This is a genomic window from Chitinophaga sancti, assembly GCF_034424315.1.
Lineage (GTDB): Bacteria > Bacteroidota > Bacteroidia > Chitinophagales > Chitinophagaceae > Chitinophaga > Chitinophaga sancti.
Genome location: NZ_CP139972.1, coordinates 4041592 through 4058709, shown reverse-complemented (window position 1 = coordinate 4058709; position 17118 = coordinate 4041592). Strand labels below are relative to the sequence as shown.

Annotated in this window: 14 protein-coding genes; 13 read left to right on the top strand and 1 reads right to left on the bottom strand. The window is 44.6% G+C overall.

What is annotated here, in order from left to right:
* Positions 1–66 precede the first annotated feature (66 nt).
* The 6 genes from U0033_RS15600 (at position 67) to lpxB (ending at position 6621) form a co-directional block, all read left to right on the top strand.
* Positions 67–2466, top strand: a complete 2400-nt coding sequence (locus tag U0033_RS15600; protein ID WP_072359269.1) for a 3-hydroxyacyl-CoA dehydrogenase/enoyl-CoA hydratase family protein — start codon at positions 67–69, stop codon at positions 2464–2466.
* Positions 2467–2511: 45 nt separating this feature from the next.
* Positions 2512–3399, top strand: coding sequence for an ABC transporter ATP-binding protein (locus U0033_RS15595; protein ID WP_072359267.1), 888 nt, complete (start codon positions 2512–2514; stop codon positions 3397–3399).
* A gap of 4 nt (positions 3400–3403) precedes the next feature.
* Positions 3404–4183, top strand: a complete 780-nt coding sequence (locus U0033_RS15590; protein WP_072359266.1) for an ABC transporter permease — start codon at positions 3404–3406, stop codon at positions 4181–4183.
* A 93-nt stretch (positions 4184–4276) separates the two neighbouring features.
* The gene (gene surE, locus U0033_RS15585) at positions 4277–5050 is read left to right on the top strand and encodes a 5'/3'-nucleotidase SurE (protein ID WP_072359264.1); all 774 of its coding nucleotides are present in this window, start codon (positions 4277–4279) and stop codon (positions 5048–5050) included.
* 48 nt (positions 5051–5098) lie between these two features.
* Positions 5099–5404, top strand: coding sequence for a hypothetical protein (locus U0033_RS15580; RefSeq protein WP_072359262.1), 306 nt, complete (start codon positions 5099–5101; stop codon positions 5402–5404).
* 107 nt (positions 5405–5511) lie between these two features.
* Complete coding sequence (gene lpxB / locus U0033_RS15575) at positions 5512–6621, top strand: lipid-A-disaccharide synthase (protein WP_072359260.1); 1110 nt, start codon at positions 5512–5514, stop codon at positions 6619–6621.
* A 27-nt stretch (positions 6622–6648) separates the two neighbouring features.
* On the opposite strand, the gene U0033_RS15570 is transcribed toward lpxB, so the two are convergent.
* Positions 6649–6825 carry a DUF6728 family protein gene (locus U0033_RS15570; protein ID WP_177318576.1) on the bottom strand — a complete coding sequence of 59 codons (177 nt, stop codon included), beginning with the start codon at positions 6823–6825 and terminating at the stop codon, positions 6649–6651.
* Positions 6826–6891: 66 nt separating this feature from the next.
* Here U0033_RS15570 and U0033_RS15565 point away from each other — a divergent pair, with 66 nt between their 5' ends.
* The 7 genes from U0033_RS15565 to U0033_RS15535 all read left to right on the top strand — a co-directional run bounded on the left by U0033_RS15565 (position 6892) and on the right by U0033_RS15535 (position 17088).
* Positions 6892–9420, top strand: coding sequence for a beta-mannosidase (locus U0033_RS15565; protein WP_072359259.1), 2529 nt, complete (start codon positions 6892–6894; stop codon positions 9418–9420).
* A gap of 2 nt (positions 9421–9422) precedes the next feature.
* Positions 9423–10877 carry an alpha-L-fucosidase gene (locus U0033_RS15560; RefSeq protein ID WP_072359257.1) on the top strand — a complete coding sequence of 485 codons (1455 nt, stop codon included), beginning with the start codon at positions 9423–9425 and terminating at the stop codon, positions 10875–10877.
* A gap of 288 nt (positions 10878–11165) precedes the next feature.
* Entirely contained in the window at positions 11166–11867 is a 702-nt protein-coding gene (locus U0033_RS15555) for a response regulator transcription factor (protein ID WP_072359255.1), read from the top strand.
* 137 nt (positions 11868–12004) lie between these two features.
* Positions 12005–12721, top strand: a complete 717-nt coding sequence (locus U0033_RS15550; RefSeq protein WP_072359254.1) for a 2'-5' RNA ligase family protein — start codon at positions 12005–12007, stop codon at positions 12719–12721.
* Positions 12722–12858: 137 nt separating this feature from the next.
* The gene (locus tag U0033_RS15545; RefSeq protein WP_072359252.1) at positions 12859–15111 is read left to right on the top strand and encodes a RelA/SpoT family protein; all 2253 of its coding nucleotides are present in this window, start codon (positions 12859–12861) and stop codon (positions 15109–15111) included.
* 123 nt (positions 15112–15234) lie between these two features.
* Positions 15235–16524 (top strand): adenylosuccinate synthase, encoded by a 1290-nt coding sequence (locus U0033_RS15540; protein WP_072359250.1) that lies wholly within the window; start codon positions 15235–15237, stop codon positions 16522–16524.
* Positions 16525–16632: 108 nt separating this feature from the next.
* Positions 16633–17088, top strand: a complete 456-nt coding sequence (locus tag U0033_RS15535) for a hypothetical protein (RefSeq protein ID WP_072359248.1) — start codon at positions 16633–16635, stop codon at positions 17086–17088.
* Positions 17089–17118: the final 30 nt, after the last annotated feature.

The window sequence follows — 17118 nt, the reverse complement described above, 5'->3', positions numbered from 1 at the left end:
GGGTTTTTTATGGGCGGTATCGACTTAATATCCTATATTCATTTACCGATAAAAATTACGCGTTCTATGAAAAGACACATCCATAAGGTGGCCATTTTAGGTTCTGGCGTGATGGGTTCCCGTATTGCAGCTCATTTTGCCGGGATAGGCGTACAGGTATTGTTGCTGGATATAGCCCCCAAAGAACTCAATGATGCAGAAAAGGCGAAAGGATTAACCCTCGACAGTAAAGCGGTAAAAAACCGTATTGTCAACGATGCCCTGCAATCCACATTAAAATCGAATCCTTCCCCGGTATACACGAAGGATGTCGTAAAACTGATCCGAACCGGGAACTTTACTGATGACATGTCTCAGATTGCCCATGTAGACTGGATCATCGAAGTCGTTGTTGAAAACCTGGATGTGAAGAAATCCGTTTTTGAGCAGGTAGAGAAATTCCGGAAACCAGGTACTTTAATTACCTCCAATACTTCCGGTATTCCTATTCACCTGATGGCGGAAGGCAGGAGTGAGGACTTCCAGCAACATTTCTGTGGTACTCACTTTTTTAACCCTCCCCGTTACCTGCGTTTACTGGAAATTATTCCTACTCCACATACAGATCCGGCTATCATCAGTTTCCTGATGGAGTATGGAGATCTATACCTGGGTAAAACTACGGTGCTCTGTAAGGATACACCTGCCTTTATTGCCAATAGGGTAGGAGTATTCTCAATCATGGCTATCTTCCACATCATGCAGGAAATGAACCTGAATATTGATGAAGTAGATACACTCACTGGTCCGGTTATTGGCAGACCTAAATCTGCTACTTTCCGCACGGCTGATGTAGTGGGTATAGATACCCTGGTGAAGGTGGCGAAAGGTGTGAAAGAGAATTGTCCGAACGATGAAGCAATCGACATTTTTGTAATTCCGCCATTCCTGGAAAAGGTGGTGGAAAACAAATGGCTGGGCGACAAAACAGGGCAGGGCTTTTACAAAAAGACCAAAGGCGAAGGTGGTAAGGAAATCCTGACACTGAACCTCCAGACTATGGAATATGGACCTAAACAGCGTCCAAAATTTGCCAGCCTGGAAGCCGCTAAACCTGTAGAAGACCTGAAACAACGTATACGTATGCTGGCAGCAGCTACGGATAAGGCAGGGCAGTTTTATCAGCAGTTCCATGCTTTACTGTTTGCCTATATTTCTAACCGCATTCCTGAAATAGCTGACGACCTTTATAAAGTAGATGATGCTATGAAGGCCGGCTTTGGCTGGGAAATAGGTGCTTTTGAAACCTGGGATCTGCTGGGTGTGGAAAAGACCGTGCAGGCAATGAAGGAAAAAGGGATCAAGGTGGCGAAGTGGGTAGACGATATGCTGGCAAAAGGCATCAAACATTTCTACAAAGTAGATAAGGGGAAGAAATATTATTATGACGTAGCCAGCCAGGATTATAAAGTATTGCCCGGTGCGGAGACTTTCATTATCCTCGAAAATCTCTCCGGCAATGTAGTGTGGAAAAACAGTGCATGTACCCTTTATGATATTGGTGACGGCATCGTTTCGCTGGACTGGAAAACCAAGATGAATACCATTGGTGGGGAAGTGCTGGAAGGTGTGAATAAAGCGATTGATCGTGCGGAAAAAGATTACCGTGGATTGATCTTAGCCAATGAAGGAGCGAATTTTTCTGCGGGTGCCAATGTGGGGATGATCTTTATGCTGGCAGCCGAGCAGGAATATGATGAGCTGGATATGGCAATCAGGCTTTTCCAGAAAACCACTATGCGCCTGCGTTATTCTTCTATTCCTACTATCGTGGCCCCACATGCATTGACGTTAGGTGGTGGTTGTGAGATGTGTTTGCATGCTGATAAGGTACAGGCAGCTGCCGAATCTTATATCGGGCTGGTGGAACTGGGTGTTGGGCTGATCCCTGGTGGAGGCGGTACCAAGGAAATGACGGTGAGGGCCAGTGATGAATTTAAGGAAGGAAGAATTGAAGAAGAGCCCCTGAAAGATCGTTTTATGGCGATTGCCATGGCTAAAGTAAGTACTTCCGGTAAGGAAGCTTTTGACCTCGGTATTCTGAGAGCTGGTCATGATGAAATTACCATGAACCAATCCAGGTTGATTGCTGATGCAAAGCGTAGTATCTTGCAAATAGCGGAAGAAGGTTATACCCGGCCTGTAGAGCGGAAAGATATAAAAGTGCTGGGCCGTGGAGCCTTAGGCATGTTGCTGACAGGTATCCATAGTATGCGCTTTGGCAATTATATTTCTGATCATGATGCGAAGATAGCAGGAAAACTTGCCTACGTGATGTGTGGTGGAGATCTGACGGAGGCGAGTGTGGTGAGTGAGCAGTATTTGCTGGACCTGGAAAGGGAGGCATTTTTGAGTCTGACAGGTGAAAGAAAGACACTGGAGAGATTGCAGAGTGTGATCAAGACCGGAAAGCCGATCAGGAATTAGGGAGCAGGCTGTTAAACCCAAAGAATTAGCGTACCATTTTAACTTATGTCTATACTTACACTTCGGAACATTTCAAAAAGATATGGTTCCCTGCAAGCACTCCGCGAGGTTTCTTTTGAAGTACCTCGCGGCAGTGTTTTTGGTATTCTTGGCCCCAATGGAAGTGGTAAAACCACTTTACTGGGTATTGTGACAGATGTATTGAAGGCAGATACCGGGGATTTTACCCTTTTTGATCAGTTACCCTCCGCTACCCAAAGGAGGCAAATCGGCACTTTGCTGGAGACCCCTAACTTCTACCATTACCTGTCGGGTTATAAAAACCTACAGATCAACGCAGCGGTAAAACAAAGGGATGAAAAAGACATTGACCGGGTGCTGGAAATAGCAGGGCTGAGTGCGCGCAAGCATGCCGCGTTCAAAACTTATTCCCTGGGTATGAAACAGCGGCTGGCCATTGCCAATACCCTGCTGGGTGACCCTGATGTGCTAATCCTGGATGAGCCTTCCAATGGCCTGGATCCGGCAGGGATTGCAGAAGTCAGGGGATTGATCAGACAACTTGCGCAATCCGGCAAAACCATTATCATGGCCAGTCACCTGCTGGATGAAGTGGAAAAGGTCTGTACCCATGTTGCCGTGTTGCAAAAAGGACAATTACTCGTGTCAGGCCCTGTGAATACCGTGATGGTGCGGGAAGATTTTGTGGAGATCGGTAGTAATGATATGGGTAAACTGGAAGCCGTGATCAGGCAGCATCCGCTATTTGGGAATCTTGTAAACGCCAATAGTTTATTGCAGGTATTCTTTAGTGGAGCCGTGGATCCTTCGGAGCTGAATAGCTGGCTGGCAGGTCAGGGCATCTGGCTGAATCATTTACAGGTAAGGAGGAAGAGCCTGGAATCTGCTTTCCTCGAAATGACACAAAACTGAGATTATGCTGAACATTATTAGAATAGAGTGGCTAAAGGTCAAAAACTACAGAACATTCTGGATCCTGCTGATACTGGCTATCATTGTTATTCCTGCTTCCAATACGGTTGTTGCAGATGTGGTGAGACGGATTCCCAAACAGGCTACTGATATCCTGGGCCGGAACTTCTACGATTTTCCGGTGGCCTGGCAAACGGTGGCGAATGTGAATAGTTTCACCTCCATCATCTTTGGTTTGCTGCTGGTAACCCTGGTGACCAATGAATTTAGTTACAAAACCCACCGCCAGCTCGTGATTGATGGCTGGGAAAGGCTGGACCTGGTATTGTCCAAGATCTTTTGGGTAGTAGCCCTGGCCCTGCTCGCTTTGCTGATATCTTTTATTACAGCCATCGTTTTTGGCACTATTTATAGTACTACTCCTTTCAGCTTTGAGGGGGTACAATTCCTATTCTTCTATTTTCTGCAGGTATTGGTGTCTTTATCGCTGGCCTTAATGCTGGGGATGTTTATCAAGCGCTCCGGACTGGCAACGGTCATTTACCTGGGCTATGCCATGTTCTTTGAACAGCTGCTAACCGTGGGATTGAAGCATTCCGTGGGAGCGATAGGCGGATTACTGCCATTACAGGCCGGGGATGAGTTATTGCCCTTCCCGGTGGTGGATAAAGTGCTCCCTTCCAGTACTGATTTTGGTCATGGGGTGTACGAAATCACAATAATCCTGTACATCGCGCTGTTTATAGGGATCACCTGCCGGCGAATGATGAAGGTAGATTATTAAGAGAATTTAACATTCTTTGTCAAGGTAATATATTTAAGAATATTAAATTTGTTGTCGGAAGGCAATGAATATTAAGCATTAAAAAATAATAACGTGAAGGGAAAAGCGGAAAAGATCATCCTGGTGACAAATGATGATGGGGTTACGGCTCCGGGTATCAAGGCATTGATTGAGGCGGTCAGGCCTTTGGGAAAGGTAGTAGTGGTAGCGCCGGATAGCCCGCAGTCAGGGAAAGGGCATGCGATTACAATCGGGGTGCCTTTGAGATTAGATCCGGTAGATATTTTTGATGGTATAGAGGCGTGGCAGTGTTCCGGAACTCCTGTGGATTGTGTGAAGCTGGCGAGGGATAAGATCCTGCATGGTTTACCGGATCTGTGTGTGAGTGGTATTAATCATGGAGCGAACCATTCAATCAATGTCATCTATTCAGGCACCATGTCTGCCGCGATGGAAGCTGCCATAGAAGGGGTGCCATCAGTAGGATTTTCTTATCTGGATTATAGCTTTGAGGCAGATTTTACTTTATGTAAGGGAGTGGCTCATTCCGTGGCGAAGCAGATGCTGGAAACAAATTTGCCGGGCGGAACCTTGTTGAATGTAAATATTCCTATGGTATCGGCGGCAGATTTCAAAGGGGTGAAGGTGTGCAGGCAGGCTGATGCCAAATACGTAGAAACCTTTGATGAGAGAAGGGATCCGAGAGGGAAGAAGTACTACTGGCTCACGGGAGAGTTTACAAACAGAGATACCGGAGAAGATACAGATGTATGGGCATTGGCAAATAACTATGCCTCTTTGGTACCTGTACAGTTTGATCTGACGGATTATAAAATGAAAAAAGAATTAGAAAAAACCTGGAAATAAGAATCAGTACCAGAAAAACCCAAATCACCGCACATTATAACTTTATTTATGTTAAGAAAAGATAATCTTCCTTTTGGCATTATGCTGGGTGTTTTCACCCCGGTAATCGCCTTTTTCCTGTACTATGTATTTTTTGTGTTGATGCCGAGGCATATCGGCCTGGGTGAGTTTTTCACGATGCTGGTGGATAACAAGCAAATGCAGCCTAAGCTGATCAGTATTTGTTTGCTGCTGAACGGGGTGGTGTTTTATTTGTGTACGAGGGTAAGGCGGGATGTGACGGCAAAGGGGATCTTTCTGGTGACGATGCTGTATGCGATATTGATCATCTTATTGAAAATATTGCACGGGTAAAAGCTTTTTAGAATAAATATAAATGACGGTTTCCCTATTCAGGTGAAACCGTCATTTTTTTTGTGGGGTGATATATTATATTTGCCACTGGCTGATTTAATGAAAAAATGAAATATTACATAATAGCAGGAGAGGCATCCGGTGACCTCCATGGCAGCAATCTGATCAAACAGTTAAAGCAACTTGACACCAGTGCGGATATCCGTTGCTGGGGCGGGGATCTGATGGCGCAGGCCGGAGGAACCCTTGTGAAGCATTATAAAGATCTGGCTTTCATGGGTTTTATAGAAGTGGTGATGAACCTGCGAACCGTATTGCGTAATATGGATTGGTGTAAGCAGGATATTGTTGCTTATCAGCCAGACGTATTAGTTTTAATTGATTATGCGGGTTTCAACCTGCGTATAGCAGAGTGGGCAAAACCATTAGGTTATAAGATTGTATTCTATATCTCTCCCCAGGTATGGGCCTGGAAGGAGAGCCGTGTAAAGAAGATTAAGAAATCTGTTGATAAAATGCTTTGTATCCTGCCTTTCGAGCAGGACTTTTACAACAAGTGGGCGTATCCTGTGGAATATGTAGGGCACCCATTGGTGGAAGTGATCAAAGCGGCTAAAGATGCGCCGCCTGAGCCGGCAATTGCTGATAAACCGATTATTGCCATATTGCCGGGGAGCAGAAGGCAGGAAATTAAAGTGAAGCTGCCAATTATGCTCACGATGGCAAAACATTTCCCTCAATACCAGTTTGTGGTGGCGCAGGCTCCCAGCCTGGATGATGCTTTTATGCAGGAGCTGACAGGTGCTCACCCAAATGTATCTACTGTAAAAAATCAAACCTATGCCTTGCTGCGGCAGGCGAAGGCTGCACTGGTCACTTCTGGTACTGCTACACTGGAAACAGCATTGTTTGGTGTGCCGGAAGTGGTGTGTTATAAAGGGAGTGCAGTCTCGTATTTCTTTGCCAGGCGGCTCATTAAGGTGAAATATATTTCACTGGTGAACCTGGTGATGGATAAGCCCGTAGTGAAAGAATTAATTCAGCATGACCTGACAGAAGCGAACCTGCTTAGGGAGCTGACATTATTGCTGGAGGATGACGTAACCCGCCAGCGGATTAAAGAAGAGTATGGCCTGCTATGGTCTAAACTGGGAGAAAAGAAGGCGAGCAGGAGAGCTGCAGCGGTGATTGTGGAGGAGGCAAAGCAGGAGAAGTAAAGTCAGGCAGCATGCGTGAATTACTTTTTAGTGGCGTTTGAAAAAGATCATCTTTATCGCAAACACAATTAATGCAAGCAGGAATACCAGGATGGAAATCCTGTTCATGCCGTGCATGAGTTTTACATTCGTATTGTTTGGTGCGCTTTCATCTTTTTTACCAATATAGAGGTAGCGGAGTATTTGTTGCCAGATGCTTTTCATGAAGTAAAGATAATCAATTGGCCTGCGGCAGCAAGCTGACATTTCAAACCATAATCAATTACCATAATGAGACGTTATGTGAACATTGCCTGCCTGTGCCTGCTTACAGCCACCGCAGGTGCACAGTCATTCCAGCAGATTGAGCTGAACAAAGACTGGCAGTTTTCCAGTACCGACGAAAACACCTGGCGCTCTGCCACTGTACCCGGCACTGTACACACTGATCTGATGGCCCACCATCTCATACCTGACCCCTATGTTGGTATGAATGAAAAGTCGGTACAATGGGTTGATAAAAAAAACTGGCAATACAAAACCACTTTCTCTGTAACGAAAGAAATGTTACAGCATGACTGGCTCGCACTTGATTTCAAAGGACTGGATACCTATGTTGATATCTATATCAATGATGATTCCATTGCCAGCAGTGCCAATATGTTTGTACCATTGAAAGCACAGATCAAACAAAAAGTAAAAGAAGGCAACAATACGCTGCGCCTGGTTTTTCACAGTCCTATCAGGCATGATATGCACAACTTCTTAAACGATGATGTGATCTATCCTGCAGGTAATGATGCCAGTGATATTCCATTGAGTGTGTATGCCAGAAAAGCGCCTTATCACTATGGCTGGGATTGGGGTCCAAGATTAGTAACATCAGGTATCTGGCGCCCTGTATACCTGGAGTATGGCAATAAAGCAAGCATCGAAGATGTGTACTTACAACAAAAACAACTCACAGATAAATCAGCGACCATACTTGCACAATTAAAATTTCAAACGACAACAAAGAAGAAATATACCGTAAAAATAGAAAGCCCTGATAAGCTGTTTGCCGCTGTCACCAAACAATATGAAGGTGATTCTACATCTGCTTCTTTCACTATCGCAAAGCCCCGCCGCTGGTGGCCTAACGGCTTAGGGGAGCAATTCTTATATAAGGTAAATGTATCGCTTTACGATGGAACTGAATTACTGCAATCCCGTGCATTGAAGATTGGGTTGCGCACGCTTGAAGTGGTGAACAAACCAGATAGCATGGGCGTAAGTTTCTTTGTAAAAGTAAACGGACGGCCAGTTTTTATGAAAGGCGCTGATTACATTCCATTAGATAATTTCCTGCCGAGGGTTACAAATGCAAGGTTTGCAAAACTCTTCGCTGATATGAAAACGTCTCACTTCAACATGGTGCGTGTATGGGGTGGCGGTACTTACGAGGAAGATCGTTTCTATGAACTTGCAGATGAAAATGGGATCCTTGTATGGCAGGATTTGCTCTTTGCCTGCTCTACATATCCTACACCAAAGATCCTGAAAAGTGTAGCAGAAGAATTAGCAGCGAATATCACCCGTTTGCGCAACCATCCTTCTCTTGCACTCTGGTGTGGGAACAATGAAATAGGTGTGGCGATTGATCACTGGGGCTGGAAAGAAGGTTATGGCTATACAGAAAAACAGTGGGCTGATATGAAAGCGGGGTATGATGAATTTTTTAACGTGCAGATACCAAAGATCATTCAGCAGTTCGATACAGAACGTTTTTATTTCCCATCTTCTCCTATCAGTAACTGGAGTACGAAAAAAGATTTTACAATCGGAGATAACCACTACTGGGGTGTATGGCATGGGATGGAATGGTTTGAAGCATTTGACGAGCGTATTCCAAGATTCATGAGTGAATATGGTTTCCAGTCATTCCCTGATATCCAGACGGTAAAACAATTTACTACTGAAAAGGACAGGGATATTTATTCTCCGGTGATGTTGTCTCATCAGAAAAGTCTGAGCAGGGGGAACGCCGCTATTAAAACGTATTTATTGCACTATTATAAAGAGCCAAAGGATTTTGAATCCTTCCTGTATGTGAATCATGTATTGCAGGCAGAGGGTATGAAAATGGGGATAGAAGCACATCGCAGGGCGATGCCTTTCTGTATGGGTACGCTTTACTGGCAACTGGATGATTGCTGGCCGGGGCCGTCCTGGTCAAGTATTGACTATTATGGCCGCTGGAAGGCGATGCAGTATTTTGTGAAAAAGGCTTACACGCCCGTGTTAGTAAGCAATACTGTAAAAAATGCTAACTTAAAGACGTATATTATTTCTGATGAAATAAAAGACCAGAAAGCTACGCTGCAAATGAAACTGATGGATTTTGCGGGTAGAGTTTTATGGGAGAAATCATTGGATGTAAACATCGTTGCTAACAAAAGTGTTGTTGTTCATGAGATCTCTTTGGATAGTATAATGCAACCAGCAGATAGCGGAAAGGTAATATTATACACGAAAGTGGTAAATGGCGATAAGCTATGGAGTGAGAATGTTTATTATTTTGCTAAGACCAAAGACCTGGAATTGCCGGACCCGGAAATGGAGATTGCTTATCCTGCATTTGATACCACGGCAACAGGTATTGTAATTACAGCAAAGAAGCTGGCGAAAAACGTATTCCTTCAATACGATGATCCGGAAGTACAATTCAGTGATAATTATTTTGACCTGTTGCCTGGAGAAAAACGACAGATCTGGTTCAATAAGAAAGTACCGGCAGATAAATTAAAGGTTATAAGTCTTAGAGATACATTTAAAAATTAATCATGCGAAAACTTTGTTTGCTTTTAAGCAGCGCATTATTGCTAATGGGGTCGGCCCATGCGCAGCACCAGATTCCACCCTACATTCCACCGACTGACAAAGCCGTTCAGCAGAACCTGGAACAGTGGTCAGACTGGAAATTCGGAATGCTGATCCATTGGGGCGCTTACTCTCAATGGGGGATAGTGGAATCCTGGAGTATCTGTCCTGAAGATGAAGGATGGACACAGCGTCAGCCTTATGGTATCCCTTACTACGACTATGTAAAGAAGTATGAGGAGCTGGGTAAAACCTTCAATCCTACAAAGTTTGACCCTTCCAAATGGGCAAAAGCAGCAAAGGATGCAGGTATGAAATATGTGGTATTCACCACCAAGCACCACGACGGCTTCTGTATGTTTGATACCAAACAAACTGATTACAAAGTGTCCAATCCAAACTTTGCTTTTGGTAAAGGTGCCCGTTCAAATATCGCGAAAGAAGTATTTGAAGCTTTCCGCAAAGAAGGCCTGCACGCAGGTGCTTACTTCTCCAAACCTGACTGGCATAGCCAGGATTACTGGTGGTCTTATTTTCCACCGAAAGACAGGCATGTGAACTATGATGTAAGTAAATATCCTGATCGCTGGAAAGCTTTCCGTCAATATACTTATAACCAGATCGAAGAACTGATGACTGGTTACGGTAAACTGGACATTCTATGGTTAGATGGTGGTTGGGTGCGCCCCCGCAAGCAGGTGAAAAAATCAGCTGCTGATATTACGGCCGCAGAAACCGGTGATAAAGTGGTCAAACAGGATGAGGATATAGACATGGACGGTATTGCTGCTATGGCACGTACGCACCAGCCAGGCCTGATCGTGGTAGACCGCGAGGTGCATGGCCCGAATGAAAACTATCGTACGCCAGAACAGCAGATTCCTGACAAGCCACTGGATTACCCATGGGAAACATGTATGACGATGGCGAATAGCTGGTCATATGTTCCGGATGATCATTATAAATCTGTAAACGTGCTTATCCACAACCTGGTTGACATTGTTGCGAAAGGTGGTAACTATTTGCTGAATGTAGGCCCTGGTCCTGATGGCCAGTTGCACGATGAAGCATATACTACTATGACTGCAATCGGTTCCTGGATGCATGTAAATGGAGATGCGATCTATGCAACAAAATCTGTTGCTCCATACAAAGATGGAAAAGTATGTTTTACACTGAAGAAAGATGGCAGTGTATATGCGATATATTTGCTGGATAAAGATGAGCAGGTGCCTGCTACCATTGCATTTAAAGGGTTGACACCTGCTAAGGGAGCAAAGCTGGAAATGCTGGGAGCGAAGGAACAACTGAGTTGGAAAGCAAGCGGTGATGGTACAACGATTACGATTCCTGCTGCTATACAGAAAAAAGGTTTTCAGCATGCGGTGGCTATCAAAATTTCTGCTGTTGCATCCTAACCTCCATAAAAAAGAATTTAAAAAAATGGCTGCCGGTGAACTGGCAGCCATTTTTTTTGTTAATAGCTTTAAAGGCATATTATAATAGTGAAAATGAGAGCACCATTTTGAGTAACCCTTAGTCAAAACCCTTACAACTGTTATCCATAACGAGTATTTCTGATCAATAACGTCTTATTAACTAAAAACAACAGTTTATTTGTCAATATTGTAGAAATATTGGAAGCAAAAAAGGGTACAATCAGTTTTGTTAACAACCGAAATAAGTAACGGGGAAAACTATTACGTATGGAGAGTAATGTATCGATCCTTCTTGCAGAAGACGATTATCACTACGGGAATGTAGTAAAAAAACATCTGGAATCGCAGGGGTACCATGTGGTGCATTGTTTCGATGGGGAGGTAGCCTGGCGAAAGTTTCAGAGAGATGATTTCGATCTGGTTATACTGGATGTGGATATGCCTAAGCGGGATGGTTTCTCGCTGGCACAGGATATCCGAAAGCGAAATGGCATGATTCCTATTATTTTCGTTTCTACCCGTTCACTGGATGAAGACCGCTTACATGGTTTCCGGATCGGGGGAGATGATTTTTTAGTGAAGCCTTTTAGTTTGAAGGAACTGGTGATGCGGATCAGGGTATTTTTGCGAAGAACACTACCCAAGGAAATTCCGGGAGATGGCATTTACCGTATAGGGCATGTACGCTTTAACTATGACGAAAAAGAACTCACCAGGGAAGACGGTGTACAATTTGCCGCATTGACAAAGAAGGAAGCAAAAGTGTTGAAGTACCTGGTAGAAAACAGCAACAAACTTGTCAAAAGAGACGAAATATTACTAAAAGTCTGGGGGAACAGTAGTTTCTTCAGCAGCCGGAGTATGGATGTATTCATTACGCGCCTGCGCAAGCATTTTAAGCTGGAACCGGGCATTGACCTCGAGACCTTGCACAACGTTGGCATCCGGTTGAATATACCCAAAGACTAATCAATAAACAGGGAGTATCTGTCAGCATCAGGCAGGAAGTACCACGACGAACAAACCGAAAAAAATAGCGCACAATCATATTACAAAGCACGGATTCAGGCAATAAGAACCCCATCACCATCCACTAACTGTACACAATGCACTATGAAAGAAAAGGGCCCGGGCTGGTAAACGGCGGTAAGTTCGGGCATGGGCAACCACGACAGGAGCAACAGAACAATGATCGCCGCCGGAACGGCACTCCACAGGGAAAACAGGTAAATCCCCGTAAACCACTACGCCCCAAAAAGCCAAAGAAGGAAAGTAAGATCTATTTTATTGCTTTATTACCTAATGCCGCAGTGGGTAAGGAAATTATCAGAATGAAGCAGGCGTTTGCTGAATTTTATGATGCCCGCAAAGCACTGACGGTATTACCGTATATTACTATCCAGGTTCCATTTACAGCCGACCCGGTGATGGAAAAGGACCTCTGTGAAGCCCTGACAGATTTTGCATCAGGTATGAAACCCTTTGATGTACAATTAGATGGGTTTGGCGCAGTTTCCCTGGAAACCAGGAGGCTTATCTTTTTCAATGTAGTAAAGAGCCCCTCCATTATGCACCTGCATAAGGAATTGATTTTACTGCTCAGAAAGGAGTTCGGGTTCAGCAATATGCTGGCTAAATACGGTTTTAATCCTCACATCTCATTGGCCCTGAATGATATAGCTGAGGGCGCCTTCGAAGTTGCCAAACAGGAATATGAAGAAAAAGAGTTCCATGCAGCTTTTAAAGTCAATAACCTATATTTACTGCGACATACAGGCACCGCCTGGGAAGTATTACATAAATGTAAATTGGGCGGAGAGTAACTGAACCCGATGGTAAAAATCAACCAGATGAACCTTTCCACTAGAAGGGGAGCCTCCCTGACTTCTTATAAAAGATCCCACTACCGTGGGATTCCGGACCATGGTTCTTATACAAGAAAATTGTAACTTTAGTGCAGATGGATACAGTGGCAGCCAAAACATATAACCTCGACGAGGAACAAGAGAAAAAAGAAATCGTTCGTCATTACCGTGCTTTATTACGTGCTTTAAAACCGCGCTTGAAGAAAGGTGATCGCGAACTGGTTCGTACTGCCTTCGAAATGGCAGCAGATGCTCACAAGGAAATGCGGCGTAAATCAGGTGAGCCCTATATATTACATCCCCTGGCCGTAGCCCAGATTTGTGTGGATGAAATAGGATTAGGGGTTCGCTCTGCTATCTGCGCCCTCCTGCACGACACTGTAGAAGATACAGAAGTGACGCTGGAAGATATAGAAAGGGCTTTTGGACCCGAGATCGCTCACATTGTAGACGGCCTCACCAAAATATCGATCGTAGTAGATTCCAGTACCAGTACCGCACAGGCGGAAAACTTCAAGAAGATCCTGCTCACCCTGGCAGATGACCCACGCGTTATCCTGATCAAGCTGGCAGACCGCCTGCATAATATGCGTACACTGGATAGCATGAGTCGTGAAAAACAACTCAAGATCGCATCCGAAACTGTCTTTATTTACTCTCCTCTGGCTCACCGCCTCGGCATGTACGATATCAAGTCCGAGATGGAAGACCTTTCCATGAAGTATACGGAGCAACAAATGTATCGTGACATTGCCCGGAAACTAAAGGAAACCAAACGTGAGCGCACCCGTTATATCAACGAGTTCATCAAACCAATCAAAGAAGTTCTACAGGAAGAAGGATTTAACTTCGAAATCTTCGGACGTCCCAAATCCATTCATTCTATCTGGAATAAGATCAAGAAGAAAGGGATCACTTTCGAGGAAGTGTACGACCTCTTCGCGATCCGCATTATCATGGATTCTCCTGTGGATAAGGAAAAGTCAGATTGCTGGAAAGTGTATTCCATCATCACCGACTTTTACCATCCCAGCCCTGAACGTACCCGTGACTGGCTCAGTAATCCAAAATCCAATGGATACGAAGCCCTGCATGTAACTGTAATGGGACCTTCCGGCAAATGGGTGGAAGTGCAGATCCGCACCAAGCGTATGAATGACTACGCTGAAAAAGGTCTGGCTGCCCACTGGCGCTACAAGGAAGGCAGTAACCAGAAGCAGGATACCGAGAACAAATTTGACCAGTGGTTCAACCAGATCCGTGAGATCCTGAACAACCCTGATTCCAATACCCTCGATTTCCTGGCTGACTTCAAGAGTAACCTCTTCACCGAAGAGATCTATGTATATACCCCCAAAGGGGATCTCAAGATCATGCCGGTGAATTCTACGGCGCTGGACTTTGCCTACGCCATTCACAGTGCGGTAGGTAATAAATGTATAGGAGCCAAAGTGAACTACAAACTGGTACCCCTGAGCCATAAACTGCGCAGCGGAGACCAGGTAGAGATCATTACCTCCAATAAACAAAAACCTACTGAAGACTGGCTGAACTACGTATTGACCGCCAAGGCGAAATCCAAGATCAAGGATGCCCTGAAGGAAGAAAAGCGGAAGGTTGCCATGGATGGTAAGGATGTGCTGGAGCGTAAACTGGATCACCTGAAGATCTCAGCAAGTCAACATAATATCAATGAACTGGTACAATTCTATAAGCAACCTTCTCCACTCGACCTGTATTACCAGATCGCGGTGAAGAATATTGACCTGAAAGAATTGAAACAATTCAATATACTGGGCGATAAACTGGAGGCACCCAAACCGCTGCCGGTAAAATCGCCGGAGCATATAGCCGAAGACCACATCAGGCACCAGCTGCCTTCCAAGAAGGATGCAGAGCTGATCATCTTTGGGGAAAGCTCAGACAAGATTGCTTATAAACTGGCCAATTGTTGCCGGCCGATTCCGGGAGATGACGTATTTGGGTTCATCACAGCCAGTGAAGGATTGAAAATACATCGGACCAATTGTCCGAATGCCGCCCAGTTGCTGGCTAATTACGGCCACAGGGTAGTAAAGACCAAGTGGGTGAAGAACAGGGAAATCTCCTTCCTTACCGGCTTACGACTGGTGGGCATGGACGATGTAGGGGTTATTCACAAGATCACCAACATTATCTCCGGAGAGTTGAAAATAAACATTGCCGGCCTGACGATCGAGTCAAAAGAAGGGCTATTCGAGGGATTGATCAAGGTGTTTGTACATGATAAAGAGGAGCTGGATGAATTGTTCCTCCGTTTAGGTAAACTGGATGGTATTCAATCCGTGAACCGGCTGGAAGATGAGTAATTATTTGAGGGGTTGCCGCCTGGCAGCCCTTTTTTTTTGTCATTTGTCAAGGGGGTATAGTTGTTATTATTCCTTTTTTCATTGTAATTTTGCCACTTCTTTTTAAAAATAATATCAATTCATATGGTAGATGTTTTGCTGGGCCTGCAGTGGGGCGACGAAGGCAAGGGAAAGATTGTCGATTATTTCGCAGGCAATTATGATATCATTGCCCGCTTCCAGGGAGGTCCAAACGCTGGTCATACCTTATATATCGACGGTCAGAAAGTAGTATTGCACACGATCCCCTCCGGCGTGTTTCACAAAAACATCATCAACCTGATTGGAAACGGGGTTGTATTGGACCCTGTAACTTTCAAGAAGGAATGTGATAAAATCACTACGCTGGGCGTAGACCTGAAGAAGAACCTGTTCATTGCTGAGAGAACACACGTCATTGTGCCTAGTCACAGAGCGCTGGACAAGGCTTCTGAAATTTCCAAAGGAGCTGATAAAATCGGTTCTACCCTGAAAGGGATCGGACCTGCCTATATGGATAAAACAGGCCGTAATGGTTTGAGAGTAGGTGATGTACTGCGCCCTGACTTCCAGGAGCGTTATGCAAAGCTGAAAGCAAAGCATGAGCACCTGCTGGCTGGTTACGATTTTGCTGCGGAAGTAAGAGCTGAAATTGCGAACGATATTGCTGAGTGGGAAGCTGAATTCTTCCAGGCAATTGAATTCCTGAGAGGCATGAACATCGTAAACGGAGAATATTTCCTGAATGACTACCTGAAAGCCGGTAAAAGAGTATTGGCAGAAGGTGCACAGGGAAGTATGCTGGATGTGGATTTTGGAACATATCCTTTCGTAACTTCATCCAACACGATCAGTGCCGGTGTATGCAGTGGTCTGGGTATCGCTCCGTCATGGGTAAAAGAGGTGATTGGTGTTACCAAAGCATATTGTACCCGCGTAGGTAGTGGTCCATTCCCTACCGAACTGCACGATGCAGTGGGTGAAAAGTTACGTCAGGAAGGTAAAGAATTTGGTGCAACTACCGGCCGTCCACGTCGTTGTGGCTGGATTGACCTGGTGGCACTGAACTATACCTGCATGCTGAGTGGTGTTACACAACTGGTAATGACAAAGAGTGATGTACTGGATGTGTTTGAAGAAGTGTACGCCTGCACCGCATATGAAATAGATGGAAAACAGACTAAAGCGATGCCTTTCCAGATCAATGATCTGAATGTAACGCCAATCTGGGAAAAATATAAAGGTTGGAGCGATGAGACTGCTGCGAAAAGCAAGACCTTCAGCGAATTACCTGCCGAAATGAAAACCTTTGTAAAAGCTGTTGAAACTTACCTTGGTGTACCTGTGAAATATGTGTCCAACGGGCCTGAAAGAGACCAGATACTGCCACAGTAAAATACCAATAAATTACAAAAAAAAAACGGCAAAAAAAATTTGGCTAATCAAAAAAACTGTTAAAACTTTACGCTAAAGTAATACGCTAAAGACTTAAGTGAACCTATTATGAAATCAAAATCTGATAACGAAAAAGAGACCAAAAAGACGAGTTCTCCAAAGACTACTAAAGCAACCCCTAAAGCTGCTAGTAAGCCCAAAAAGGAAGAGGAGGACGAAGATGATGAGGATGAGGAGGAAACTCCCCGTAAGTCTGCTGCTTCTAAAAAATCAGATAAGCCGGCCTCAAAATCAAAGAAGAAGTCTGACGATGATGAAGACCTGGATGACGAAGATGATGATTTGGGAGACGACGATGATGATGATAATTGGGGAAAATCCGAAGATGAGGACTACGATCCTGACTTCGAAGAGTTTGACATGCCTAAAGCTAAGAGCAAACGTGGCCGTCCCGGAAAGAAGAGTGTAGATGACGATGACGATTTGGGCATCGACGATGAATTCAAAGACATGGGCCTGTTCAACGACAGAGGTGGCTTTGACGATGACGACGACGATTTTTAAGCACTAAAAATCAGCATTATCAGGATATTT